Origin of the sequence: Burkholderia sp. TSV86, from assembly GCF_001522865.1 — a bacterium.
Taxonomy (GTDB): Bacteria; Pseudomonadota; Gammaproteobacteria; order Burkholderiales; family Burkholderiaceae; genus Burkholderia.
In genome coordinates this window covers 40,987-64,564 of the sequence record NZ_LOWB01000115.1, presented here as the reverse complement: position 1 = coordinate 64,564, position 23,578 = coordinate 40,987, and the positions used below count along the sequence as shown (strand labels likewise).

The 23,578-nt window shown below is 65.5% G+C and carries 21 protein-coding genes and 1 other RNA gene; 12 read left to right on the top strand and 10 right to left on the bottom strand.

Annotation, left to right across the window (positions count from 1 at the left end):
* Positions 1-104 precede the first annotated feature (104 nt).
* On the top strand, positions 105-2,702 hold the full coding sequence (clpB, locus tag WS68_RS21290; RefSeq protein ID WP_059572637.1) for an ATP-dependent chaperone ClpB: 2,598 nt from the start codon (positions 105-107) through the stop codon (positions 2,700-2,702).
* 142 nt (positions 2,703-2,844) lie between these two features.
* On the opposite strand, the gene WS68_RS21285 is transcribed toward clpB, so the two are convergent.
* Together WS68_RS21285 and WS68_RS21280 are read right to left on the bottom strand one after the other, a co-directional pair.
* A complete protein-coding gene (locus WS68_RS21285; protein ID WP_059572636.1) occupies positions 2,845-3,270 on the bottom strand; it encodes a YidB family protein in 426 nt (141 codons plus the stop codon).
* A gap of 77 nt (positions 3,271-3,347) precedes the next feature.
* Entirely contained in the window at positions 3,348-3,968 is a 621-nt protein-coding gene (locus tag WS68_RS21280; protein ID WP_059572635.1) for a ComEA family DNA-binding protein, read from the bottom strand.
* Positions 3,969-4,250: 282 nt separating this feature from the next.
* On the opposite strand from WS68_RS21280, the gene WS68_RS21275 reads away from it, so the two are divergent.
* Positions 4,251-4,751, top strand: a complete 501-nt coding sequence (locus WS68_RS21275; RefSeq protein WP_059572634.1) for a MerR family transcriptional regulator — start codon at positions 4,251-4,253, stop codon at positions 4,749-4,751.
* On the top strand, positions 4,703-5,143 hold the full coding sequence (locus tag WS68_RS21270) for a carboxymuconolactone decarboxylase family protein (protein WP_059572633.1): 441 nt from the start codon (positions 4,703-4,705) through the stop codon (positions 5,141-5,143). Before WS68_RS21275 ends, WS68_RS21270 begins: the two co-directional genes overlap by 49 nt.
* Before the next feature lie 126 nt (positions 5,144-5,269).
* Here the strand turns inward: WS68_RS21270 and WS68_RS21265 are convergent, their stop codons facing one another.
* The 8 genes from WS68_RS21265 to trxA all read right to left on the bottom strand — a co-directional run bounded on the left by WS68_RS21265 (position 5,270) and on the right by trxA (position 13,976).
* A complete protein-coding gene (locus WS68_RS21265; protein ID WP_059572632.1) occupies positions 5,270-6,649 on the bottom strand; it encodes an MATE family efflux transporter in 1,380 nt (459 codons plus the stop codon).
* Positions 6,650-6,652: 3 nt separating this feature from the next.
* The gene (locus WS68_RS21260) at positions 6,653-8,404 is read right to left on the bottom strand and encodes an ArnT family glycosyltransferase (protein ID WP_059572631.1); all 1,752 of its coding nucleotides are present in this window, start codon (positions 8,402-8,404) and stop codon (positions 6,653-6,655) included.
* A gap of 225 nt (positions 8,405-8,629) precedes the next feature.
* Complete coding sequence (locus WS68_RS21255; RefSeq protein WP_059572630.1) at positions 8,630-8,893, bottom strand: type B 50S ribosomal protein L31; 264 nt, start codon at positions 8,891-8,893, stop codon at positions 8,630-8,632.
* Between the two features lie 218 nt (positions 8,894-9,111).
* On the bottom strand, positions 9,112-9,957 hold the full coding sequence (locus tag WS68_RS21250) for a zinc-dependent peptidase (protein ID WP_059572629.1): 846 nt from the start codon (positions 9,955-9,957) through the stop codon (positions 9,112-9,114).
* A gap of 38 nt (positions 9,958-9,995) precedes the next feature.
* Positions 9,996-11,552, bottom strand: coding sequence for an MFS transporter (locus WS68_RS21245; RefSeq protein WP_059572628.1), 1,557 nt, complete (start codon positions 11,550-11,552; stop codon positions 9,996-9,998).
* Positions 11,549-12,058: a MerR family transcriptional regulator gene (locus WS68_RS21240; protein WP_059572627.1), complete on the bottom strand. Its 510-nt coding sequence runs from the start codon at positions 12,056-12,058 to the stop codon at positions 11,549-11,551. Before WS68_RS21240 ends, WS68_RS21245 begins: the two co-directional genes overlap by 4 nt.
* A 134-nt stretch (positions 12,059-12,192) precedes the next feature.
* Positions 12,193-13,455: a transcription termination factor Rho gene (gene rho / locus WS68_RS21235; RefSeq protein WP_059518134.1), complete on the bottom strand. Its 1,263-nt coding sequence runs from the start codon at positions 13,453-13,455 to the stop codon at positions 12,193-12,195.
* 194 nt (positions 13,456-13,649) lie between these two features.
* Complete coding sequence (trxA, locus tag WS68_RS21230; protein WP_059518132.1) at positions 13,650-13,976, bottom strand: thioredoxin TrxA; 327 nt, start codon at positions 13,974-13,976, stop codon at positions 13,650-13,652.
* Between the two features lie 423 nt (positions 13,977-14,399).
* Here trxA and ffs point away from each other — a divergent pair.
* The 9 genes from ffs (at position 14,400) to rpoS (ending at position 23,575) form a co-directional block, all read left to right on the top strand.
* Positions 14,400-14,498: signal recognition particle sRNA small type (ffs, locus tag WS68_RS21225), an RNA gene on the top strand.
* Positions 14,499-14,658: 160 nt separating this feature from the next.
* Positions 14,659-17,229 carry a DNA polymerase III subunit gamma/tau gene (locus WS68_RS21220; RefSeq protein WP_059572626.1) on the top strand — a complete coding sequence of 857 codons (2,571 nt, stop codon included), beginning with the start codon at positions 14,659-14,661 and terminating at the stop codon, positions 17,227-17,229.
* Positions 17,230-17,338: 109 nt separating this feature from the next.
* A complete protein-coding gene (locus WS68_RS21215) occupies positions 17,339-17,665 on the top strand; it encodes a YbaB/EbfC family nucleoid-associated protein (RefSeq protein WP_059469738.1) in 327 nt (108 codons plus the stop codon).
* A 31-nt stretch (positions 17,666-17,696) separates the two neighbouring features.
* Positions 17,697-18,299: a recombination mediator RecR gene (recR, locus tag WS68_RS21210; protein ID WP_082710200.1), complete on the top strand. Its 603-nt coding sequence runs from the start codon at positions 17,697-17,699 to the stop codon at positions 18,297-18,299.
* A gap of 160 nt (positions 18,300-18,459) precedes the next feature.
* Positions 18,460-19,665, top strand: a complete 1,206-nt coding sequence (locus tag WS68_RS21205) for a CaiB/BaiF CoA transferase family protein (protein ID WP_059572625.1) — start codon at positions 18,460-18,462, stop codon at positions 19,663-19,665.
* A gap of 154 nt (positions 19,666-19,819) precedes the next feature.
* Positions 19,820-20,581 carry a 5'/3'-nucleotidase SurE gene (gene surE, locus WS68_RS21200; RefSeq protein WP_059572624.1) on the top strand — a complete coding sequence of 254 codons (762 nt, stop codon included), beginning with the start codon at positions 19,820-19,822 and terminating at the stop codon, positions 20,579-20,581.
* Positions 20,578-21,597, top strand: a complete 1,020-nt coding sequence (locus tag WS68_RS21195) for a protein-L-isoaspartate(D-aspartate) O-methyltransferase (RefSeq protein ID WP_059572683.1) — start codon at positions 20,578-20,580, stop codon at positions 21,595-21,597. The genes surE and WS68_RS21195 overlap by 4 nt, the downstream gene beginning before the upstream one ends.
* 11 nt (positions 21,598-21,608) lie before the next feature.
* Positions 21,609-22,472 carry a peptidoglycan DD-metalloendopeptidase family protein gene (locus WS68_RS21190; RefSeq protein ID WP_059572623.1) on the top strand — a complete coding sequence of 288 codons (864 nt, stop codon included), beginning with the start codon at positions 21,609-21,611 and terminating at the stop codon, positions 22,470-22,472.
* An 11-nt stretch (positions 22,473-22,483) separates the two neighbouring features.
* A complete protein-coding gene (gene rpoS / locus WS68_RS21185; RefSeq protein ID WP_059572622.1) occupies positions 22,484-23,575 on the top strand; it encodes an RNA polymerase sigma factor RpoS in 1,092 nt (363 codons plus the stop codon).
* The last annotated feature ends 3 nt before the right edge of the window (positions 23,576-23,578 follow it).

The following is a 23,578-nucleotide window of genomic DNA, read 5'->3' as shown; positions in this document are numbered from 1 at the left end:
GCCGTGCGCTGGACCTTGGTTTGTCGCATGTCAAGTAAATTCCGGCTTGAAAGGCGAATAACCATCCTCATTTGGATGGTATTCGTCTATTGGAGGTCTCATTCATGAGAATCGACAAGCTCACCACCAAGTTCCAGGAGGCGCTCGCGGACGCGCAAAGTCTCGCGGCCGGGCGCGACAATCAATACATCGAACCCGTCCACGTGCTCGCGGCGCTCGTCGCGCAGCAGGACGGCTCCGCGCGCTCGCTGCTGTCGCGTGCAGGCGTTCATGTGCAGGCGCTGCAAAGCTCGCTGAACGACGCAATCGCACGCCTGCCGCAAGTCACGGGCACAGGCGGCGACGTGCAGGTCGGCCGTGAGCTTGCCGGCTTGTTGAACCAGGCCGACAAGGAAGCGCAGAAGCTCAACGACAGCTTTATCGCGAGCGAGATGTTCTTGCTCGCCGTGGCCGACGACAAGGGCGAAGCCGGGCGGCTCGCGCGTCAGCACGGCTTGACGAGGAAGGCGCTCGAAACGGCGATCGCGGCGGTGCGCGGCGGCTCGCAGGTCCATAGCGCGGACGCCGAAAGCCAGCGCGAGGCGCTGAAGAAGTACACCGTCGATTTGACCGAGCGCGCGCGGGCGGGCAAGCTCGATCCGGTGATCGGCCGCGACGACGAGATCCGCCGCTCGATCCAGATCCTGCAGCGCCGCACTAAGAATAATCCAGTGCTGATCGGCGAGCCGGGCGTGGGCAAGACCGCGATCGTCGAAGGGCTTGCGCAGCGGATCGTCAACGGCGAGGTGCCGGAGACGCTCAAGGGCAAGCGCGTGCTGTCGCTCGACATGGCGGCGCTGCTCGCGGGCGCGAAGTATCGCGGCGAATTCGAGGAGCGCCTGAAGGCGGTGCTCAACGACATCGCGAAGGACGAAGGCCAGACGATCGTCTTCATCGACGAGATTCATACGATGGTCGGCGCGGGCAAGGCCGAGGGCGCGATGGATGCGGGCAACATGCTCAAGCCCGCGCTGTCGCGCGGCGAGTTGCATTGCATCGGCGCGACTACGCTCGACGAATACCGCAAGTACATCGAAAAGGACGCCGCGCTCGAGCGCCGCTTCCAGAAGGTGCTGGTCGACGAGCCGAGCGTCGAGGCGACGATCGCGATTTTGCGCGGCTTGCAGGAGAAGTATGAATTGCACCACGGCGTCGAGATCACCGATCCGGCGATCGTTGCCGCGGCCGAGCTGTCGCACCGCTACATCACGGACCGTTTCCTGCCGGACAAGGCGATCGACCTGGTCGACGAGGCCGCATCGAAGATCAAGATGGAAATCGATTCGAAGCCCGAAGAGATGGACAAGCTCGATCGCCGGCTGATTCAACTGAAGATCGAGCGCGAGGCGGTGAAGAAGGAGCAGGACGAGGCGTCGCAAAAGCGCCTGGCGCTGATCGAGGAGGAGATTGAGCGGCTCGGGCGTGAATACGCGGACCTCGAGGAGATTTGGACTGCCGAGAAGGCCGCGGTGCAGGGCAGCGCGCAGCTCAAGGAGGAGATCGAGAAGGTGCGCGCCGATATCGCGCGGCTGCAGCGCGAGGGCAAGCTCGAGAAGGTTGCCGAGCTGCAGTACGGCAAGCTGCCGCAACTCGAGGCGCAATTGAAGCAGGTCACGCAGGCCGAGGAGAGCGAGCAGCATAATCCGTCGCGCCCGCGTTTGCTGCGCACGCAGGTCGGCGCCGAAGAAATCGCGGAAGTCGTATCGCGCGCGACGGGCATTCCGGTATCGCGGATGATGCAGGGCGAGCGCGAGAAGCTGCTGCATATCGAGGAAAAGCTGCATGAGCGCGTGGTGGGTCAGAACGAGGCGATCAGCGCGGTTGCCGATGCGATCCGCCGCTCGCGTGCGGGGCTTGCCGATCCGAACCGTCCGTATGGCTCGTTCCTGTTCCTCGGTCCGACGGGCGTGGGCAAGACCGAGCTGTGCAAGGCGCTCGCGGCGTTCCTGTTCGATTCGGAAGAGCATCTGATCCGCATCGACATGAGCGAGTTCATGGAGAAGCACAGCGTCGCGCGGCTGATCGGCGCGCCGCCGGGTTATGTCGGCTACGAGGAGGGCGGCTATCTGACGGAAGCGGTGCGTCGCAAGCCGTACAGCGTGATTCTGCTCGACGAAATCGAAAAGGCGCATCCGGACGTGTTCAACGTGCTGCTGCAAGTGCTCGACGACGGCCGGATGACCGACGGGCAGGGGCGCACCGTCGACTTCAAGAACACGGTGATCGTGATGACGTCCAATCTGGGTTCGCAAGTGATCCAGTCGATGGCGGGCGCGCCGCAGGACGAGATCAAGGATGCCGTCTGGGTCGAGGTGAAGCAGCACTTCCGTCCGGAGTTCCTGAACCGGATCGACGACGTCGTCGTATTCCACGGGCTCGATCGCAGCAATATCCAGTCGATCGCGAAGATCCAGCTTGCGCGCCTGCACGACCGGCTCGCGAAGCTCGACATGGCGCTCGACGTGTCCGAGGCCGCGCTCGAGCAGATCGGCAAGGTCGGCTACGATCCGTTATTCGGCGCACGTCCGTTGAAGCGTGCGATCCAGCAGGAGATCGAGAATCCGGTCGCGAAGCTGATCCTTGCGGGCCGCTTTGGTCCGAAGGATGTGATTCCGGTCGACGTGCAGGACGGCGAGTTCGTGTTCGATCGCGTCGTGCATTGAGCGGCCGCGTCGCGCTGCGCCTGCCGGTTGCGGCCCGATACGCGCACTGGGCCGGCAAATGCAAACACCCCGCTTACGCGGGGTGTTTGTTTATTGGCGAGCCGGTTTCGAGGCGCGCGCCGGGCGGCGCCTACCCCCGGTATTACGCCTGCTTATTGCCGCCGAACAGGCCGGCGAGCTGCGATAGCGTGCCGATCAGGTTCGACGCGTCGAGTTGACCGCCCGCCGGCACTTCGCCGTTCGGCGTCGCACCGTTGACCACGTGCGGCAACACTTGCGCGAGGATGCCGGACGCCTGCTGCGGATCAATGCCGATCTTGCTGGCGAGCGAGCCGATTGCTTCGGAGCCGAGCACGTTTTGCAGCAGGTCGGGCGAGATCTGCTGGTTCGCGCCGTTGCCCACCCACGAGCCGATGATGTCGCCCGCGCCGCCTGCCTTGAATTTGTCGATGAGGCCGTTGAGGCCGCCGGGCTGATTGTTGATGAGCTCCAGCGCGGCGCTGATGAGCGCGTTCTGATTGCCGCCTTGACCGCCGATCAGACCGCCAACGATATCGAGTAGACCCATGATTCACCTGCTAGGTTGATGCGGCGCCTCGAGGGCGCCGGTGGAACGAAAGCGCCGCGCGATGCGCGACGCCGGATTCAGACGCCCGACGCGGCGGACGCGGCCGCCGCTTTGCTCTTCTTGCCTTTCTTCGAGCCTTTGGCCTTCGGCGACGATGCCGCGGCCGGCGCATTCGCGTCGGTTGCGGCGCTTGCTTCGGCGGCGGTTTTCTCTTTCTTTTTCGACGCGCGCGTCTTTTTCGCGGTCGGCGCGCTTGCCGCCGCCGTCGGCGCGCTCGCGGCCGCCGGCGCGGGCGACGCAGTGGCCGGGGCGGGCGCGGGCGTGGCCGGCGCGGGCGACGCGGTGGCCGGCGCGGGCGTGGTCGCAGCGGGGGCCGTTGTGGCCGGCTTTGCCGCATGAGTCTTGGCCTTCGCGCCGCTCGGCGGCGCCGATGAGCCGCCGATCGTCAGCCCGGCCGCTTCGAGATTCGCGACCGATTTCGCGCCGAGGCCCTTCACGCGGCTCGCGAGATCGTCGGCGTCCTTGAACGGGCCGTTTTTCGCGCGCTCATCGAGAATGGCCTTCGATTTCACCGGGCCGAGGCCTTTCACGGATTCGAGCGCCGCCTGGTCGGCGGTGTTGACCTCTACAGCGCCGGCAAGTGCTGCGGACAGCGAAAGCGACAATGCGACGACCAGCATCAGCAGCTTTTTCAGCATGGCGAAAGGCTCCCTTGTGATGGAACGGATGAACGGTTGTCGTAGCGAACGCGCGCGCGGCGCGAGCCGGGTGCTGCGTTCAAGCATAGGATAAATGCATGCCCTTTTTAAGACAGCGCGGCAGTGTTGCTTATCGCAGGCTGCACTGTAAAGGCTGTGACGGCGTGCGCGGCCGGCTTTTACGATCTTTGACGGAAATGGGCATCGCGGGTGGCGGCAGGGACTGGCGCAGGCGCGGCACTTGACTTAGAGTGCGCTCTAAGTCCTAACCTTGAGCTTGCCATGTCGAACGCATCGAAGCAAACGTCGCCAACTGCATTGACGATCGGGCAGGTTGCCGTGTTGATCGGCGTGTCCACGCATACGTTGCGTTATTACGAGCAAGCCGGCTTGTTGCGATCGATCGCGCGCACGCATGCGGGACACCGGCTGTATGCGCCAGCCGATCTCGATTGGCTGCGTTTCGTGATGCGGCTGCGGGCGACCGGCATGCCGATCGCCGCGATGCAGGCGTTCGCCGAACTGCGCGCACGCGGCGACGCGACACTCGGGGCGCGGCGTGCGCTGCTCGTCGCGCATCGCGACGCAGTGCGTGCGCAGATCGATGCGTTGCAGGCGAATCTCGAGGCGATCGTCGACAAGATCGCCTACTACGAGCATGCCGAGCGCGACGCGATTCGACAGGCGCCGCGATCTCAACCGGATCATGATCCACATGCTGATGAGGACGAACGATGGAACCCTGTACCGAAGACCGCTACGCGCGGGGCTGGAACAAGCTGAAAGAGATCGACGGCGAGGCCGGCGAGCAAGTCGTTGCATCGCTCGCGCCGATGGCGCCAGAGTTCGGGCGGCTGCTCGTCGAATTCGCGTTTGGCGACATTTACAGCCGGCCCGGGCTTGATCTGCGCTCGCGCGAGATCGCCACGCTCGCGTCGCTCGCCACGCTTGGGACGGCGCAACCCCAGTTGAAGGTGCATATTGGCGCGGCGCTGAACGTCGGCGTCACGCGCGGCGAAATCGTCGAGGTATTCATGCAGATGGCGGTGTATGCCGGCTTTCCGGCTGCGCTCAATGCGCTTTTCGCCGCGCGGGACGTGTTCGAGCAGCGTGATGCGCAAAAGCGGGAAGACGCGGGAAGCCCGGAAAATTCGGACAGGCCGTTTATCGACTGACGCGATACGGCCACGGGGATCGGCGGTGCGGCGGCTCATGAGCCGCCGCACCGCCCGCATTTGCCCGCCCGCATTGCCGCAGCGCGACACGCCGTCCGCTGGCGCGCATGCCGCTTGGCGGGCGTGTCAATGGGCGTGCTGCGCCGGTTGCGCGGCGCCCGGCCCAGGCCGGCGCCGGCTCACGCGGCGCAGATAGAAGACGAGCCCGCCACCCGCAAGCGCGAGGCTCGCGGCATTGGCGATCCAGAAGCCGCGCGCGCCGGTCAGCGAAGCGGGCACAAGGCCGAGCACGTCAAAGCCGAGCAGATAGCCCCCACCCAGTCCGATGCCCCATAACGCGAGCGCATAGATCGCGGTCGGCACGACGGCGATCTTGTGCGCGCGCAGCACGAAGGCGGTGGTGATCTGCAGCGCGTCGAAGAAGTGATAGACCGCGACGATCGCGACGAGCGGCAGCGCCGCCGCGGCGACGGCCGGGTTCGGCGTGTACGCCGAAACGATTGCCGCACGCAGTGCGAGCACGGCGGCGCCATAGGCGCATGCGATCATGCAGGCGAACACGATTGCGTGCCAGCCGAGCGTGCGGGCGTCGTCCATCTCGTTGGCGCCGATTGCGCGCGCGACGAGCGTCGACGCGGCAATGCCGATCGACAGCGGCGTCATATACAGCACCGCGCCGATATTGCCCGCGATCTGATGGCCGGCGAGCGTGGTCGTGCCGAATTGCGCGATGAACAGCGCCATGAACGTATATGACGTGACCTCGATCAGATACGACAGTCCCATCGGCAGGCCGAGTGTGAGCAGCGCCTTTTGGCGCTGCCAGACCGGCGGCGTGAAGCGCGAGAAGATCGCGAGCGGCGCGAACACATCGAGCTTTGCGAGCAGCATGAAGCCGACGCACGCGAGAATCCAATTGATCAGCGTGCTCGCGAGGCCGCAGCCGGGGCCGCCGAGCGCAGGCAGCCCGAGGCCGCCGAAGATGAACCAGATGTTCAGCGGCACCTTCACGACGAGCGCGCCGACTTGCAGGATCATCGCGAGCCGCGGCTTGCCGGCCGCGTTCGTCAACGCGTTGTAAATCCGGAACAGCAGGCTCGCGGGCAGCCCGTATGACAGGATGCGCAGATACGCGAGCGTGCGCGCGTGCAGCTCGGCGGGAGTATGCGCGAGCCGCAGCAGCGGCTCGGGAAAATGCAGCAGCAGAAAGCCCGGGATCGCGAGCAATGCGGCGAGCCACATCGCCTGGCGCGCTTCCTCACCGATCTGCGTATAGCGCCGCGCGCCGTACAGTTGCCCCGCGATGGGCTGCAATGCCGACAGAATACCGGTCAATCCGATATAGATCGACACGTAGATCGACGCGCCGAGCCCGAGCGCCGCGAGATCGAGTGCGGAGAAGCGGCCCACCATCGCGGTGTCGATCACGCCGAACGCAATGATCGCGAGCTGGCCGATCAGCACGGGCCATGCGAGCCCGGCGATCCGGCGAATGTTCCCGAGCATGGATCAGCGGCGCGCCGGGCGTGTCGAGCGGCGTTTGACGGGCGCTTTCGGCCGCTCGATCCGTTCGTACAGACGGAAGCGTTCGTCCCGGTCGGCCGCGCGCCGGCCTTCCCAGACGAGACGCCATACGTATTGCGACATCGAGCTGGGTTCGCCGAAATCCGAGCGATCCTGACGCAGGATCACGTCGCAGTCGCCGTCGAACGAGAAATGCATGCCGCCGAAGTACGCGAACGTCGCGATCTGCGCGTCGCCTAGGCGCACGGGCGAGATGCATTCGTAGTCGGGCGGCAGGTGCGCGGCGATTTGCTGCGCGACGTCGCGATAGGTCCGGCTGTAGTTGACGATCGGCAGCCACAGCGTCATCAGCAGCACCCACATCAGCGTCGTGCCGGCGCTCGAGAGCACGACGCTGCGCCACAGCACCTTGGGCTGGCGCGAGATACGCCAGCGCACGAGCAGCAGCCAGCATATCGTCGCCGCAACCGCGCAGACGAACGACAGCACCTTGAAGTGCGGCTCGTAGCCCGGCACGAGGCGTGCGAGGTTGCGTGCGAGCGGATGCGGGAAGCCTGTCATCGACGCGAGCCATACGAGCCACACGAACGTGCCGAGGATCGTGAAACTCAACACGGCGAACCAGTCGATCGCATTGATCGCGCCGCGCTTGAGCGTGGGCAGCGCGAAGCTCGCGAGGACGGCGAGCGGCGGCAGCAGCAGCATATACATCCGGTTGGTCTGCTGACTTTGCAGGATCACGAGCGCGACGAGCGGCACGACGACCGCGAGCGGAATCGCTATGTGCGGCCGGCGGCGCAGACCGGCCCAGCTCACCCAGGCCCAGATCGCGAGCGGCCACGCCGGCCAGGTGAAGAGCGGCAGGTTCTTTGCCGCGTAGGCGAGCACGGCTGTCGGCGGCCCGGAGAAGCGCATCAGGCTGCCGTGCAGCCATTGATCGAGGAACCAGCGCGCGTCGTCCGCAAACGCGACGAGCGCGGCGATCGGCCAGAGCGCGAAGATCGCGGCGGCGAGCGGCAGCCCGATCGCCGGCACCTGCATGCAGCGGATCTCGGGGGTGACGAGATACAGCGCGAACGTGCCGAGCGCAAGCGCGGTAACCACCACGGGATTGCCTGACAGCGCGACGAGGCCGAGCGCGAGGCCCCACCACAGCGCGCCTTGCGTGGGCTTGTCGATCGCGCGCACCAGCCCGTAGACGAGCATCGCGATCCACGCAAACTGCGCGAGCTGCGGCGTGGTTTCATGACCGCGCTCGGCAAGGCCGAAGCACGCGAGCAGCACGAGGAGCGCGCCGTCGGCGAGCGTGCGGCCGTAATCGCGCGGCTCGGGCTCGCCGCCGAACGCGTACTTGAACGGCTGCACTTCGGCGCGCCGGCCGAGCAGATACGCGGCGTACCAAACGAATGCAGCCGCGACGCAGAACAGCACGCCCGCATAGACGCGCGATGCATTGCTCGCATCGACCCACGGCAGCGCGCGGATCGCGAGGCTGCCGAGCCAATAGCCGAGCGGCGCGTCGGACGTGACGAATTTGCCGACGAGGTTCGGCAGCAGCCAGTCCTGCAGCCCGCCTTGCGCCATCGTCCACATCACGCCGAAGCCCGCAGCGTCCTCATTCTTCCACGGATCCCGGCCGAACAGCCCGAACGCCGCATAGACGATGCAAAGCGTGAGCAGCAGCCAGCGCGGTAGCGCGCGAGTGGCGGAAGCGGTGAGGCGGACGACAGGCTTCATGCAGATGGAAGGCAGAGGATGGGCGAAGCGCCCGCCGGGTGAGCGGCGGGCCGTTTTGAGCATCCGGCATTGTAGACGCACGGCGTCATACGCGTCAGAAGCCGGTCGGGCCGCGCGTCGGCAGGCGGCGGCACGGGTTGAGCGCAGACAAAAAAAGGCAGCCTGGGCTGCCTTTTTCTGCGGAACCGGCCGAGCGCGACGCGAGGGCCGGTAAGCACGCGACGCTTACTTCGCGGCCTTGCCGTTTGCGCGTGCGCCGAACTTGTTCTTGAACTTCTCGACACGGCCGGCCGTGTCCATGATCTTCTGCTGGCCGGTGTAGAACGAGTGCGATTCCGACGACACTTCGATCTTCGCGAGCGGATAGGTCTTGCCGTCGAGTTCGATCGTTTCGCGCGTTTGAATCGTCGAGCGCGTCACGAACTTGAAGCCGTTCGACATGTCTTGGAAAACGACTTCGCGGTAATCCGGGTGAATGCCTTGTTTCATGGTTTTTCCTGAGTAAAAACGGTAGCCAGCCCGCCGCTTTTCGCGATGCCGCGAACGCCGTTGCGTCGCCCGCGATTGTGTTCCGTCTGGTTTGAGTCAGCCAGTTCGCCAGTTCTTACCAGTTCGTTACGCAGCCGCCAAAGCCCGGCGCGAGCCACTTGCCTGAGGTCGAAAGCTCGCAATTATGCCAGAAAATCAGATGCTTGGCGAATTTTTTGTCAAATGCGCGCGGGCGCGCCCGTGAGGATGCCCGTTTGCGCGGGATCTTGCCGGTAATAGCGGGCGAGCAGCGCATACAGCTCGGGAAATTCGGCCTCGAACGGCCGCGGCTTGACGAACAGCGCCTCGCTGCAAATCGCGAAGAACTCCGACGGGTGGTCGGCCGCATACGGATCGATCAGCGAGTCGCGCTCGAAGCGCGGCCATGCGCGTTCCGGCACCGCGTCGACGCGGTCGCAGAAGCGATCGTATGCGTGGTCGAAGACGTCCGCCCAACGCGCGCTGTCAAGCTCGGGCGCGTGCCAGCGCCGGAACAGGGGCGGATGGCCGTTCGCCGCGCCGCTGATCATGTCGATCTTATGCGCGAACTCATGGATCACGACGTTGTACGCCTCCCGTGCGTGCGTCATCTGCACGTCTTCCCACGACAGAATCACGGGGCCGCCTTCCCATGCTTCGCCGCTCGCATCATGCTCGATTTCGTGGACGACGCCGTCCTCGTCCTCGACCGTCTTGCGGATCACGAACTCGCCGGGATAGACAACGATCCCGACCCAGCCCCGGTACAGATCGAGCCCGAGATTCAGCACGGGCAGGCACGCCTGCACGGCGATACCCACCGCGATCGCATCGGTGAGTTCCAGCTCGTGAGCGGTCGAGAACGATTTTTGCGCGAGAAACAGGCTCGTCATCTCACGCAGGCGCTGCAAATCGCCGGCCGACAAATACGTGAGGAACGGCAGGCGCTCGAGCGTTTGTTGCCAGAGCGGCTCCGGGATCGGGTGGGTGCGCAGCGCGCGGTCGCGGCGGCGCGCATCGAACCATCGGGTGAGTTTGGTGAGCATCGAAACGGCGGGGTGAAGCGACAGGCGCTAAACGTACCTCAATCGATCTCTTTTTGCCAGGCGGCGAACAGGCAGCCGCACACGGCGACGCCGATCAGGAAGTGGAACCCGTCGAGCGAGGACAGAAACGACGCCTGCTGCATAATGGTCCGGCTCACCTGGACGAGTGCGAGCGCGTGGGCTTCGTTCAATGCGTGGCCGGCAGCCTCGAAGCTGCGCGTCAGCATGGCGAAGGTTTGCTGAAAGATCGGGTTGTAGACGTTTGCGTGCTCGACGAGCCGCGTCTGGTGTACCGCGAGCCGATGTTGTTCGATGATGATCACGGAGGCCGTCGCAAACGAGATCGTCAATTGGCGCACGATGTTCTTCAGCCGATAGCTGTGCGTATACTCGTCGATCTCGAACACGCGGAACGTCAAATTCGCGACCGGCAGCACGATGAACAGCAGCAGTAGCCCGCGCAGCAGCAGCGGCGCGATGAGCGCGGCCTCGTCGACGTCGGGCGGCATGCGTGACATCCATAGCGCGGCTGTAGCGGCGATCGCGAAGCCGGGCACGATGATCCATTTCTTGTGCGTGATGAGCTTCGCGTAGCGTAGATAAACGAATAGCGCGGTCGCGGAGATCAGCGATGTCGCGCCCACCAGGCGCCCGGCGTTTTCGACCGGATAGCCGAGCCCGCTTTCGAGAAAACGCGAAATCAAATAGCTGAAGCCCGTCGTCTCGTAGTAATAGAACATGTAGAGCAGCAGCCCGACCTGGAACGTGCGTTTGCGAAACGGCTGCAGCCGCACGAGCGGCGCCGGGTGATGCCATTGGTGATAGCCGAACCAGGCGAGCGCGGCGAGCCCGGCCGCCGTCAGCAGTACGAGTGTCGGCGATCCGGTGAAAAGCTGGAAGCGCACCTGTTGCATGACGATCTGCAGCGCGCCTTGCGCGAGCGCGAAAATCACATATGGCCAGAAATAGCCGTTTTCGCGCTCGTCGGGCGGCGCATAGCCGGAGTCGGGGAGTGCGGCGAACGCGAGCGCCGCGAAACCGATGCCCGCCGGTATCGAGCAGGCGAACAGCGCGCGCCATGTGAAATGCGCGACGAGGAGGCCGCCCGCAATCGGCGCGAGCGCGCTGCCGAGCAGCAGCATGATGAGGAACGCGCGCGTCGCGCGCGCGCGGGCCTGGGGCGTGAAGCTGATTTGAATCAGAATCCGGCATGCGCCCATCATCGGGCCGATGAAATAGCCCTGGAAGCCGCGCGCGAACGCGAGTTCGATCGATGTGTCGGCGAGCGCCGCGGCGCCCGCGCCTAGCGAGAACATCAGCATGCATCCGGCGACGTAGCGGCGATGTCCAAGCCGGTCGATCCACCATTGCTGCTGCAGGATGCCAAGCACGGCGGTCACCGCATAGGCGCTCGACGCCCAGACGAGTTCGTCCGGCGACGCGTTGATGCCTCCCGCGATGTAGCTCGCGAAAAACGAGAAGATGGCGTTGTCGAAGTAATCGAGCCCGGTGACGATCGCAAGCACCCATGGAAAGAAATCGCCGCGCAGATTCGCGGTGCTCCAGAGCGGCGGCCGGCTGGGCGGCGCGCTCATTTGACGCCTGCGCGTGCGCGGCGGCCCTGCGCGGCTGCCCGGCGGCGCGCGATCAAGTCTTCGGCGCTCTCGCCGGCAAGCCGGCGCTCGACGTAATCGATATCGCGCTGCAATTCCTTCTTCAGCGCGTGTACTTCGTTCAACTCGCGCTGCGCGGCGGCGATACGCGCATCGAGCGTCGCGATCTGGTGCGTGAGATCCGCGTGAATCTCGCGCAGCGACGCGTCCGAATAGCGCCGCCGTCCGTCGGCCGTCGCCTCGAGCGGGCGCTTGAGCATTTCGGTGATGCCGTGCAGCGAAAAACCGAGCGCGCGCAGACGCAGGATGCGCGCGAAGCGTTCGAGGTCGTCGGCGTCGTACAGCCGATAACGACCTTCGCTGCGCGACGGCGTGACGAGCCCGCGCTCCTCGTAATACTTCAGTGTGCGCGGCGTCACGCCGAGCCGTTCGGCAGCGTCGCGCACGGTCAGCAGCAGGGTGGGCAGGGTGGGCGGGGAGTTGCTCATCGCGCGGGATTCTGAGGATGACGAAGCAGGGATGGCGGCGATTATAGATCAACGTGTACGTTCACGTACAGATTGGCGCGTAAAAAAAACCGCCCGGCGGGCGGTTTTTCGTGCGCGGCGCCACGCAAGGTCCGTCAGCCGCCGCGGCGCATCAGGTCGAAGAATTCGCCGTTGCCCTTCGTCTGACGGATCTTGTCGAGCAGAAATTCCATCGCCTCGACTTCATCCATGTCGTGGATGAACTTACGCAGCACCCAGATCTTTTGCAGGATATCCGGCTTGATCAGCATTTCCTCGCGGCGCGTGCCGGACTTGTTCAGATTGATCGACGGATACACGCGCTTTTCCGCGAGACGGCGCTCGAGGTGCACTTCCATATTGCCAGTGCCCTTGAACTCTTCGTAGATCACGTCGTCCATGCGGCTGCCGGTTTCGATCAGCGCGGTGCCGATGATCGTCAGCGAGCCGCCTTCCTCGATGTTGCGCGCCGCGCCGAAGAAGCGCTTCGGGCGCTGCAGCGCATTCGCGTCCACGCCGCCCGTGAGCACCTTGCCCGACGCCGGGATCACCGTGTTGTACGCGCGCGCGAGACGCGTGATCGAGTCGAGCAGAATCACGACGTCGTGCTTCATCTCGACGAGGCGCTTGGCCTTCTCGATCACCATTTCGGCGACCTGCACGTGACGCGTGGCCGGTTCGTCGAACGTCGACGCGATCACTTCGCCCGCGACCGAGCGCTGCATTTCGGTCACTTCTTCGGGGCGCTCGTCGATCAGCAGCACGAACAGGATCACGTCCGGATGGTTCTGCTTGATCGCGTGCGCGATGTGCTGAAGCATCACGGTCTTGCCCGACTTCGGCGACGCGACGAGCAGCCCGCGCTGGCCCTTGCCGATCGGCGCGATCATGTCGATGATGCGGCCCGTGACGTTTTCCTCGCCGCGCATGTCGCGCTCGAGCAGCAGCGGCTTGTTCGGGTGCAGCGGCGTGAGGTTCTCGAACATGATCTTGTGTTTCGAGGCCTCGGGCGGCTGCCCGTTGACTTTGTCGACCTTCACCAGCGCGAAGTAGCGCTCGCCGTCCTTCGGCGTGCGGACTTCGCCTTCGATCGTGTCGCCGGTGTGCAGGTTGAAGCGGCGGATCTGCGACGGGCTGATGTAGATATCGTCCGTACTTGCGAGGTACGACATTTCCGGCGAACGCAGAAAGCCGAAGCCGTCGGGCAGCACTTCGAGCGTGCCGTCGCCGAAGATCGTTTCCCCCGTCTTGGCGCGCTTTTTGAGAATGGCGAACATCAACTCCTGCTTGCGCAGGCGGTTCGCGTTTTCGATCTCCAGGCCGTTGGCCATTTCGATCAATTCGGACACGTGCAGAGACTTGAGCTCGGATAAATGCATACGGAGATCCCGCCAGGGAGGAGATGCGACGAAAAGAAATAGGGAGGAGGGCGAGCGGAAGCGCTCAGAGATTTATAGTCGTCTTAACGACGCTTTTGATTCTAGCACACGCCAATTCGGGCTTGAGCGCCCGGCTGGCGGATTTCTCGGCGCACGTGTTGCCGGCTGACAACACGTGCGCATGATTCGGCCGATTAGAGATGGCTGTCGAGAAATGCGGTCAATTGCGATTTCGACAATGCGCCAACCTTTTGCGCGGCCACGGCGCCGTTTTTGAACAGAATCAGCGTCGGGATGCCGCGCACGCCGAATTTCGCTGGCGTGCCTTGGTTGTCGTCGACATTGATTTTCGCGATTTGCAGCTTTTCGCCGTAATCTTTCGCGACTTCGTCGAGGATCGGCGCGATCATCTTGCACGGGCCGCACCATTCGGCCCAGAAGTCCAGGAGCACGGGCTTGTCGGACTTGACGACGTCCTGTTCGAACGATGCGTCGCTGATGTGTTTGATCTGTTCGCTCATTGTGTTAGTACCTCTTTCGTTTCGGGGACCGCCTGCGCCGGCCGCCCGAGGGCTTTGCCGGTTGCCGGGGCGGGAGGCTCCGCTCTTGCGAAAAGAAGGGCGTGAGCGCTGCGTGCCGCGGTTCGCGGGTCATTCGGGCGTCATATTAGCCTAAATTGCTATCCGTTGTTGACGGCGATAGTAGCCGTCACGTGAATAGGGGCGTACTGCATGCCCCGGCTTCGGCGTCCGTGTGACGGCTATATGGGAGCGGCCGTTCGGATTGCAAGAGGGCGCCGTGTAACGAGCAGGTTTCGGACCCGGACATGGGCGCTTTGGCCGGCGCGCGCCGAGTATGCCCGGGCTGGCCGATTCGGCGCCGCGCGGGCGGGCGCGATACGATAACGGTCGCGTTGCGCATGAAGCGGTGTTAGAATGCGCCGTGACGGGCCTCCTCGCATGGTGGGGCGGTCAACCTGGTCAGGTCGGGAACGAAGCAGCCACAGCCGTTTTCCGCCAGTGCCGAGGGTCGGGCTCGTCACCTTCCACTTCCTCTCCTGCCTTTTCGTCTTTCCCCCTGTTTGCTCTGCCCACTGCACGTCGGTTGCGTATCATCGTCGCGCGCGTCTGGCTGCGTTTTGTCGCGTTCGTTCGGGGCGTTGGGCTTGTCGGCGCAGCGCGGCGTTGCTGATACAATTTCCTGATGACCTATCAAGTTCTCGCACGCAAATGGCGTCCGAAGGATTTCGCTTCGCTCGTCGGCCAGGAGCACGTCGTCAGGGCGCTTACGCACGCGCTCGACGGCGGGCGTTTGCATCACGCCTATCTTTTCACGGGCACGCGCGGCGTCGGCAAAACGACGCTTTCGCGGATTTTCGCCAAAGCGCTCAATTGCGAGACGGGCGTTACGTCCAAGCCGTGCGGCGTATGTCGCGCATGTCGCGAAATCGATGAAGGGCGTTTCGTCGACTATGTCGAAATGGATGCGGCGAGTAATCGTGGCGTCGACGAAATGGCCGCGCTGCTCGAGCGCGCGGTTTACGCGCCGGTCGATGCGCGCTTCAAGGTCTATATGATCGACGAAGTGCACATGCTGACGAACCACGCATTCAACGCGATGCTGAAGACGCTCGAGGAGCCGCCGCCGCACGTCAAATTCATTCTTGCGACCACCGACCCGCAGAAAATTCCCGTCACGGTGCTGTCGCGCTGTCTGCAATTCAATCTGAAGCAAATGCCGGCCGGGCATATCGTGTCGCATCTCGAACGGATTCTTGGCGACGAGCGGATCGTGTTCGAGCCGCAGGCGCTGCGCCTGCTGGCGCGCGCCGCGCAGGGCAGCATGCGCGACGCGCTGTCGTTGACCGATCAGGCGATCGCGTATTCGGCGAACGAGGTGACCGAGGTGGCCGTATCCGGCATGCTCGGCGCGCTCGACTCGACTTACATGGTGCGGCTTCTTGATGCGCTGGCTGCGGCCGATGGTCCGCAAATTCTCGCGATCGCCGACGAGATGGCGTTGCGCAGCCTGTCGTTTTCGGCCGCGCTGCAAGATCTTGCGAGCCTTCTGCACCGGATTGCGTGGGCGCAATTCGCGCCGGCATCGGTGCTCGACGAATGGCCGGAGGCGGCCGATTTGCGCCGCTTCGCGCAAGGGTTGAGCCCGGAGCAGGTGCAACTTTATTACCAGATCGCGACGATCGGGCGCAGTGAACTCGGCTTGGCGCCGGACGAATACGCCGGTTTCACGATGACGCTGCTGCGCATGCTCGCGTTCGAGCCGGCGACAGCGGGCGGCGGGCCGGGCGGCGGTCGCGCGGTGCCGGACGGCGGCGCGGCGGCGAAGTCGGGTGAGAATGCGCGTGCGTTGGCGGCGAAGGCTGCTGCAGCACCCGTAGCGGCATCTGCGTCGGCGCTGGGAGCCGCCGCCGCGCGCGGCGTGCGCCCCGATACGGCGCCGGTGCGGTCGCCGGTTGACGCGGTTGCACCGGATACGGATATGGCGGGTGAGCGTGGCGCGCGAAGCGAATCGGTCGCGTCCGGCGCCGGGCCGCAGGGGGCGCCCGTGCAGGCCGGCGTTGCGTCGGGCGGTGCGCAGGCCGATGGCGGGCCGCAGCCGTTTGCCTCTGCCGTAGCGTTGAACCTTCAGTCCGATCTGCCGCAAAGCCGTGCGGCAGTAGCGCCGAGCGCTGGATCGAGCGCGCTCGCGGGTGTGGCCGCCGGTGATGCCGCACACGCATCCGCGGCTGCCGGCCTCGAAACGGAATCGGCATCCGGCGATGCCGCCGCGCAGGCTTCCTTGGCTGATGCGCAAACGTCTTCCGCGAGCGAGCCGGCATCGTCCGCGCGCGATGCGAAGGCGGGCGTCGTCGAGCCGGCGTCATCGGCGCCCGCCGCCCGGGCGCCCGGGTCTCGCGCGACGGGCGCTGCCGCCGCGCTCGACGTGCTGCGCAATGCCGGCATGCGCGTATCGTCGGATCGCGGCCGCGCGGCGGGCGCCGCGCGTTCTGCCGAGCCGGCGCGCCCGCCAGCCACAAAGCCCGCGTCGCGGGTGCAAGTGACGGTGCCGACGCCGCGTGCGCGCACGGCGCATGGCGACGTCACGGCGAACGCCGCATCGCGGGCCGACGCGAGATCTGCGTCTAGCGACGCGCCGCCGCCGTGGGAGGACATTCCGCCGGACGATTACGTGCCGCTGTCGATCGACGACGGTTACGCGCCGCCGGACGACGGCTTCGTTCCGGTATTCGACAGCAGTTCCGCCGACGCGCGGTTGACGCCGCCGTCTGCCGCGTGCGCGCCAGCGCAACCGGTCGACACGCGGCCGCTGCCTGAGCCGATTGCGCTCGATGCGATCGGCTATGACGGCGAGTGGCCGGCGCTCGCCGCGAGTCTGCCGCTCACGGGCGTTGCCTATCAGCTTGCGTTTAGCAGCGAGTTGAAATCGGTCGACGACGGTGCGCTGAAGCTCGCGGTGCCTGTTCCGCAATACGCGGATGCCGCGCAAGTCGCGAAACTGAAGGCCGCGTTGGCCGAGACGCTCGGCAAGCCAGTCGACGTCGTGGTCGAGGTGGGTCCGGCGCGCCGGACCGCGGCCGCGCTCGCTGCCGCCGAGCATGCGCGGCGGCAGCGCGAAGCCGAAGAGGAGATGCGCGCCGATCCGTTCATCCAGCAACTGCTGCGCGAATTCGGTGCAAGCATCGTCGAGGGTTCGATTCGTCCTGTCGGACCGGACGCGGGGGCGGTGGACGGCGCCGCACCGACGCTGCATTGACGCCGCACGGGCGCTGCCGCAGCACGCGCCCGGTTTGCGATTCCCATATTTCTCAGCGGGCGCTAAGATCGCGCCCGTTCGCAACAAACGATTACGAAGGAGCACGTCCATGATGAAGGGTCAACTCGCCGGGCTGATGAAGCAGGCCCAGCAGATGCAGGAAAACATGAAGAAGATGCAGGAGCAACTGGCGCTGGTCGAGGTGGAAGGCCAATCCGGTGCCGGGCTCGTCAAGGTGACGATGACCTGCCGCAACGAGGTGCGCCGCGTGTCGATTGATCCAAGCCTGCTTGCCGACGACAAGGACATGCTCGAGGATCTGGTCGCCGCTGCGTTCAACGACGCGGTGCGCAAGGCCGAGGCGACGTCGCAGGAAAAGATGAGCGGGATGACCGCCGGCCTGCCGCTGCCGCCGGGCTTCAAGCTGCCGTTCTGACGCGCGGCCGTTCGATTTCCATCGATTGCGCATGAGCATCAAGCCGCCTTCCGCGCTGTCCGAACTCGTCGAAGCGCTGCGCGCGCTGCCGGGCGTCGGGCCGAAATCCGCGCAGCGCATCGCGTATCACCTGATGCAGCACGACCGGGATGGCGCCGCGCGGCTCGGCCGCTCGTTGCTGTTCGCGACCGAGCACCTGCGGCATTGCGAGAAGTGCAATACGTTCACCGAGGCGCAGATCTGCGAGGTTTGCAGCGATTCGGAGCGCGACCCGACGCTGCTTTGCGTCGTCGAGACGCCCGCCGACCAGATCATGCTCGAACAGACGATGACCTATCGCGGGCTGTATTTCGTACTGATGGGGCGTCTGAGCCCGCTCGACGGAATCGGCCCGAAGGAAATTCATTTCGACCGGCTGGTGCGGCGCGCGTCGGACGGTGTCGTAAAGGAGGTCGTGCTGGCGACCAACTTCACGAACGAAGGTGAGGCGACCGCGCATTATCTCGGGCAGACGCTTAAGGCGCGCGGTCTGGCCGTCACGCGGCTCGCGCGCGGCGTGCCGGTGGGCGGCGAGCTCGAGTATGTCGATGCGGGCACGATCGCGCGCGCGATGCTCGACAGGCGCACGCTTTAGCGGCGGTGCTGCGCATTGCGCGCGTGGGGGGCGCTTGCACGCTCGCGCCGCTTCATCGTCGCCCGACCGCGGCCGATGCACGGAGCGCCCCGCGTCGCACTGCGCACGATCCGCGCGGTCAACCGGTTCCATTTCCCAGTCCAATTCAAGGAAGAGTGATATGAGCGCAACCCACGGCCCGCTCGCGGGTGTCAAGGTGCTCGAGCTCGGCACGCTGATCGCGGGGCCATTCGCTGCGCGCCTGTTCGCCGAATTCGGTGCGCAGGTCATCAAGATCGAGGACCCGGACGGCGGCGACCCGCTGCGCAAGTGGCGCAAGCTGTATCCGGAGGCGGGCGGTACGTCGCTGTGGTGGGCGGTGCAGGCGCGCAACAAGAAATCGGTGACGGTCAACCTCAAGTCGGACGACGGCAAGGAAATCGTGCGCCGTCTCGCGCGCGACGCCGACGTCGTGATCGAGAATTTCCGGCCAGGTCTGCTCGAAAAACTTGGTCTCGGTTATGACATGCTTGCCGCTGAAAACCCCGGCCTCGTGATGGTGCGCCTGTCCGGTTACGGGCAGACGGGGCCGTACCGCGATCGTCCCGGCTTCGGCTCGATTGCCGAATCGATGGGCGGGCTGCGCCATATCACCGGCTATCCTGACCGTCCGCCGCCGCGTATCGGCATTTCGATCGGCGATTCGATCGCCGCGCTGCACGGCGTGATCGGCGCGCTGATGGCGCTCCATCACCGTCATGTGAACGGCGGCGCGGGGCAGGTGGTCGACGTCGCGCTTTACGAGGCCGTTTTCAACATGATGGAAAGCGTCGTGCCGGAGTACGGCGTCTACGGGCTGGTGCGCGAGCGCACGGGCGCGTCGCTGCCGGGTATCGTGCCGTCGAACACCTATGCGTGCCGCGACGGCAGTATCGTGATCGGCGGCAACAGCGATCCGATCTTCAAGCGCCTGATGAAGGCGATCGGACGTGACGATCTCGCCGACGACCCGGCGCTCGCGCACAACGACGGACGCGTGCCGCGCACTGCCGAAATCGATGCGGCGATCGCCGCGTGGCTCGCGCCGCGCACGATCGATGACGCGCTCGCGGTGCTGAACGCGGCTGACGTGCCGGCATCGCGGATCTATAGCGTGGCCGACATGTTCGCCGATCCACAGTTCGCCGCACGCGAGATGATCCAGCGTTTCAAATGGGCCGGCGACAACGAGATTGCGTTGCCGAACATCACGCCGAAACTGTCCGGCACACCGGGCGAGACGCGTTGGCTCGGCCCCGAGCTTGGCGAGCACACGGACGAAGTGCTGCGCGAGCTGGGCTACGACGCGCCGGCGATCGCCGCGCTGCGCGACAAGCGGGCGATTTGAGCGCGGCGCGCTAGCCCGGGCGCCGGTGCTTCGCGTGGCCGCCGGCCCGCCTGCATGCGGGCGCGAGCCACGGCCGGCGCCGCGTCGCCGTTGGCGCACGTCGAGCCGCCTAGCTGTCGCTCTCGCGCAATCTTTCCTCGGTTACAATCGCCGGATGCGAATCCTACTCAGTAACGACGACGGCTATCTCGCGCCCGGTATCGCCGCGCTTTACGAAGCGCTGTGCCCGTTTGCCGACGTCACGGTGATGGCGCCCGAACAGAATTGCAGCGGAGCCTCGAACTCGCTGACGCTGTCGCGGCCGTTATCGGTGTCGCGCTCGGCAACCTCGGGTTTCTACTATGTGAACGGCACGCCGACCGACTCGGTGCACGTCGCATTGACCGGGTTGTTTGACGCGCAGCCCGACCTCGTTGTCTCGGGGATCAATAACGGCCAGAACATGGGCGATGACACGCTGTATTCCGGCACGGTCGCCGCCGCGACGGAAGGCATCATGTTCGGCGTGCCGGCGATCGCGTTCTCGCTCGTCGACAAGGACTGGGCGCATCTGGCCGATGCGGCGCGCGTCGCGGCCGAGATCGTGCGCCACTATCTTGCGCATCCACTCGCCGGGCAGCCGCTTTTGAACGTGAACATTCCGAATCGCAGCTACGACGCGCTCAAGGGCTGGCGGGTGACGCGGCTCGGCAAGCGGCATCCGTCGCAGCCAGTGATCCGCCAAACCAACCCTCGAGGCGAGCCGATCTACTGGATCGGGCCGTCCGGCGAAGCCCGCGATGCGAGCGACGGCACGGATTTTCACGCGGTCGCCGAGGGCTTCGTGTCGATCACGCCGCTGCAACTCGATCTCACCCATACCCAGATGCTGTCGGCCACCTGCGAGTGGGCGCGCGCGCGGGGCGGCGCTTCATGAGCGGCGAGCGCGCGAAGCGGTTTCCGCTCGCGCTCGAAGATCTGAAGCGCGAGCCGCGCAAGGCCGATATGCGCACGGCTGAACGCAGCGCGAGCGATGCCGCGCGTCAGCGCGTCGCGACGGCGGTGACCGCGCCCGCCGGGGCGCCGGCGGCGGTGCAGAATTGGCGCGCGGGGCAGGGCGGCGGCGCGTCGCCGTTGACGAGCGCATCCGCACCGAAACCGGCGCCCGGCCCAAAGGCAGCGTCTGCGCCGAAGGCCGCCCGCGCGGCCAAGCATGCCGCAGGCGCGGCCCATGCGGCGAGCCAGGGCGGCGCTGCCCGGCGTGGCGGCGACAAGAGCGCCACGCCGAATGTCGCGTTGGCGGGTGCGCTCGCATTGACCTCGGAACGGGTGCGCGAGCGAATGGTCGAAAGGCTGCAAGCCAACGGCGTGACCGATTCGCGCGTGCTTGCCGCGATGGCGGCCGTGCCGCGCCATATGTTCGTCGATCCCGGGCTGGCTGCGCAGGCATACGAAGATGCGGCGCTGCCGATTGGGCATCAGCAGACGATCTCGAAGCCGTCCGTCGTCGCACGCATGATCGAACTCGCCGCGGCTGGCCGGGCGCTCGAGCGCGTGCTCGAAATCGGCACCGGCTGCGGTTACCAAGCCGCGGTGCTGAGCCGCGTCGCACGCGACGTCTATTCGATCGAACGCGTGAAGCCGCTCTATGAGCGGGCAAAATTGAATTTGCGGCCGTTGCGCGTGCCGAATATCCGCTTGCATTACGGCGACGGATGTGTCGGGCTGCCCGCCGCCGCGCCGTTCGACGCGATCGTGATCGCCGCGGCGGGGCTCGACGTGCCGCGCACGCTGCTGGAACAACTGGCGATCGGCGGCCGGCTCGTCGCGCCTGTCGGCGGGCAGGAAGGCGAGCAGGTATTGACGCTCGTCGAGCGTGTCGCGCCCGCGCAGTGGCGCGAATCGCGGCTTGATCGCGTTTTCTTTGTCCCTTTAAAATCCGGAGTGATTTGATACCGATGAGTATGTTGCGTGCGATGCAAAACAATCGTTCGAAGGTTCCGCTCTCGCTCGCTCAGCGCGCGATTTGCATGGCCGCTTTCATGCTGCTCGCCGCTTGCGCGACGCGGCTCGACCAGGCGCCTGTCGTCGACCGTTCCGGTTCGCTCGGTGCGACGGCCGCCACCCAGCCCGCAGCGCCGCTGCCGCCTGCTCCCCCTGGCTTCTACCGGGTGAAACCGGGCGATACGCTTTATCGGATCGCGCTCGAGAATGGCCAGAACTATCGCGATATCGCGGCGTGGAACAATCTCACGAACCCGAACCAGATCGAAGTCGATCAGTTGCTGCGCGTCGCGCCGCCTGCAGGCGGCGTGACTACCGCCGCGCCGGCTGCGGGCGGTGCGGCGGCGACGCCGCCGCTGTCGAGCGGCCCGGCCGTGCCGCCGATCTACGGCTCCGGTTCCAGCGCGAGTTCGGCGCCGGCTGCGGCGTCCACCGAGGCGGCCGCGCCTGCCGCGAGCAACGTGTCGTTTGCGTGGCCCGTGCGCGGCGCGCTCTTGAATACGTTCGACGATTCGAAGAACAAGGGAATCAACATCGGCGGCACCGCGGGCGAAGCCGTGAAGGCCGCCGCGGAAGGCCGTGTGGTCTATGCCGGCAACGGGCTGCGCGGCTATGGCAATCTTATTATCATCAAGCACGATGCGACTTATCTCACTGCGTATGCACACAACCGCGCTTTGATGGTAAAAGAGGGGGACGCGGTGACGAAGGGGCAGAAAATCGCGGAAATGGGCAATAGCGATTCCGACCGCGTGATGTTGCATTTCGAGGTTCGCCGGCAGGGTAAACCTGTCGATCCGCTGAAGTATTTGCCGCCTCAATAAACGAGACGACCATGCCGAAATCGAAGCGCCACCCGCTGCATGCCGAACCTGAGAAGATCAGTCGTGCCACGCAATCCTCGGCGGGGCGAACTGGCGCTTCGACGGGCGACGACGACGTCGCCGATAACGAGCATGATTACGAACCTCACGATGCCGAGGCGGCCGATGCCGATGACGCGGCCGACGAGCGGCAAGCCGCCGACGCGCCGCCCGATATCGACGACTTCCGCGCGCTGCTGCAGGCGGAGCTTACCGCCGACACGATCCAGCACTATCTGAATCGAATCAGCGTGAAGCCGCTGCTGACGGTCGAGGAGGAGCAGCGCTACTCGCGTCTGGCGAAGGCGGGCGAGTTCGATGCGCGTCAGGTGATGATCGAGCGTAATCTGCGCCTCGTCGTCAGCATTGCGAAAGGCTATCTGAATCGCGGCGTGCCGCTGCTCGATCTGATCGAGGAAGGCAATCTCGGGCTCATGCATGCGATCGAGAAGTTCGATCCGACGCGCGGCTTCCGCTTTTCGACCTATGCGACCTGGTGGATCCGCCAAAGTATCGAGCGCGCGATCATGAACCAGGCGCGTACGGTGCGCCTGCCGGTGCACGTGATCCGCGAGCTGAATCAGGTGCTGCGCGCAAAGCGCCATCTGGAAAAAAATTCGTTGTCGACCGGCGAAGCGGCCGAGCGCCGCGAAGCGAGCATCGACGACATCGCGTACCTGACCGGCAAGACCGCGGAAGAGGTCACCGACATCCTCGCGCTGAACGAGCACACCGCCTCGCTCGATGCGCCGCTCGATCTCGATCCGGCGAGCAGTCTGCTCGACCTGCTGCCGGACGACCAAAGCCAATCGCCGGACGCGGAAGTCCAGCACCGCGAATTGGAGACGCTGACGCGCGCGTGGCTGTCGCGCCTGTCCGACAAGCACCGGCATGTGATCGAGCGACGCTTCGGGCTGAACCACATCGAACCCGCGACGCTCGAGGAGTTGGCCGACGAGATGGGTCTGACGCGCGAGCGCGTGCGGCAGATCCAGCAAGAGGCGCTCGTGCGGCTCAAGCGGTTTTTTGCATCCAATGGCGTGCGCAAGGACGCCGTTTTGTAACTG

Coding starts and splice junctions, on each gene's coding strand:
- clpB (WP_059572637.1), top strand. CDS start 105: ATGAGAATCGACAAGCTCACCACCAAGTTCCAGGAGGCGCTCGCGGAC.
- WS68_RS21285 (WP_059572636.1), bottom strand. CDS start 3,270: ATGGGTCTACTCGATATCGTTGGCGGTCTGATCGGCGGTCAAGGCGGC.
- WS68_RS21280 (WP_059572635.1), bottom strand. CDS start 3,968: ATGCTGAAAAAGCTGCTGATGCTGGTCGTCGCATTGTCGCTTTCGCTG.
- WS68_RS21275 (WP_059572634.1), top strand. CDS start 4,251: ATGTCGAACGCATCGAAGCAAACGTCGCCAACTGCATTGACGATCGGG.
- WS68_RS21270 (WP_059572633.1), top strand. CDS start 4,703: ATGGAACCCTGTACCGAAGACCGCTACGCGCGGGGCTGGAACAAGCTG.
- WS68_RS21265 (WP_059572632.1), bottom strand. CDS start 6,649: ATGCTCGGGAACATTCGCCGGATCGCCGGGCTCGCATGGCCCGTGCTG.
- WS68_RS21260 (WP_059572631.1), bottom strand. CDS start 8,404: ATGAAGCCTGTCGTCCGCCTCACCGCTTCCGCCACTCGCGCGCTACCG.
- WS68_RS21255 (WP_059572630.1), bottom strand. CDS start 8,893: ATGAAACAAGGCATTCACCCGGATTACCGCGAAGTCGTTTTCCAAGAC.
- WS68_RS21250 (WP_059572629.1), bottom strand. CDS start 9,957: ATGCTCACCAAACTCACCCGATGGTTCGATGCGCGCCGCCGCGACCGC.
- WS68_RS21245 (WP_059572628.1), bottom strand. CDS start 11,552: ATGAGCGCGCCGCCCAGCCGGCCGCCGCTCTGGAGCACCGCGAATCTG.
- WS68_RS21240 (WP_059572627.1), bottom strand. CDS start 12,058: ATGAGCAACTCCCCGCCCACCCTGCCCACCCTGCTGCTGACCGTGCGC.
- rho (WP_059518134.1), bottom strand. CDS start 13,455: ATGCATTTATCCGAGCTCAAGTCTCTGCACGTGTCCGAATTGATCGAA.
- trxA (WP_059518132.1), bottom strand. CDS start 13,976: ATGAGCGAACAGATCAAACACATCAGCGACGCATCGTTCGAACAGGAC.
- WS68_RS21220 (WP_059572626.1), top strand. CDS start 14,659: ATGACCTATCAAGTTCTCGCACGCAAATGGCGTCCGAAGGATTTCGCT.
- WS68_RS21215 (WP_059469738.1), top strand. CDS start 17,339: ATGATGAAGGGTCAACTCGCCGGGCTGATGAAGCAGGCCCAGCAGATG.
- recR (WP_082710200.1), top strand. CDS start 17,697: ATGAGCATCAAGCCGCCTTCCGCGCTGTCCGAACTCGTCGAAGCGCTG.
- WS68_RS21205 (WP_059572625.1), top strand. CDS start 18,460: ATGAGCGCAACCCACGGCCCGCTCGCGGGTGTCAAGGTGCTCGAGCTC.
- surE (WP_059572624.1), top strand. CDS start 19,820: ATGCGAATCCTACTCAGTAACGACGACGGCTATCTCGCGCCCGGTATC.
- WS68_RS21195 (WP_059572683.1), top strand. CDS start 20,578: ATGAGCGGCGAGCGCGCGAAGCGGTTTCCGCTCGCGCTCGAAGATCTG.
- WS68_RS21190 (WP_059572623.1), top strand. CDS start 21,609: ATGTTGCGTGCGATGCAAAACAATCGTTCGAAGGTTCCGCTCTCGCTC.
- rpoS (WP_059572622.1), top strand. CDS start 22,484: ATGCCGAAATCGAAGCGCCACCCGCTGCATGCCGAACCTGAGAAGATC.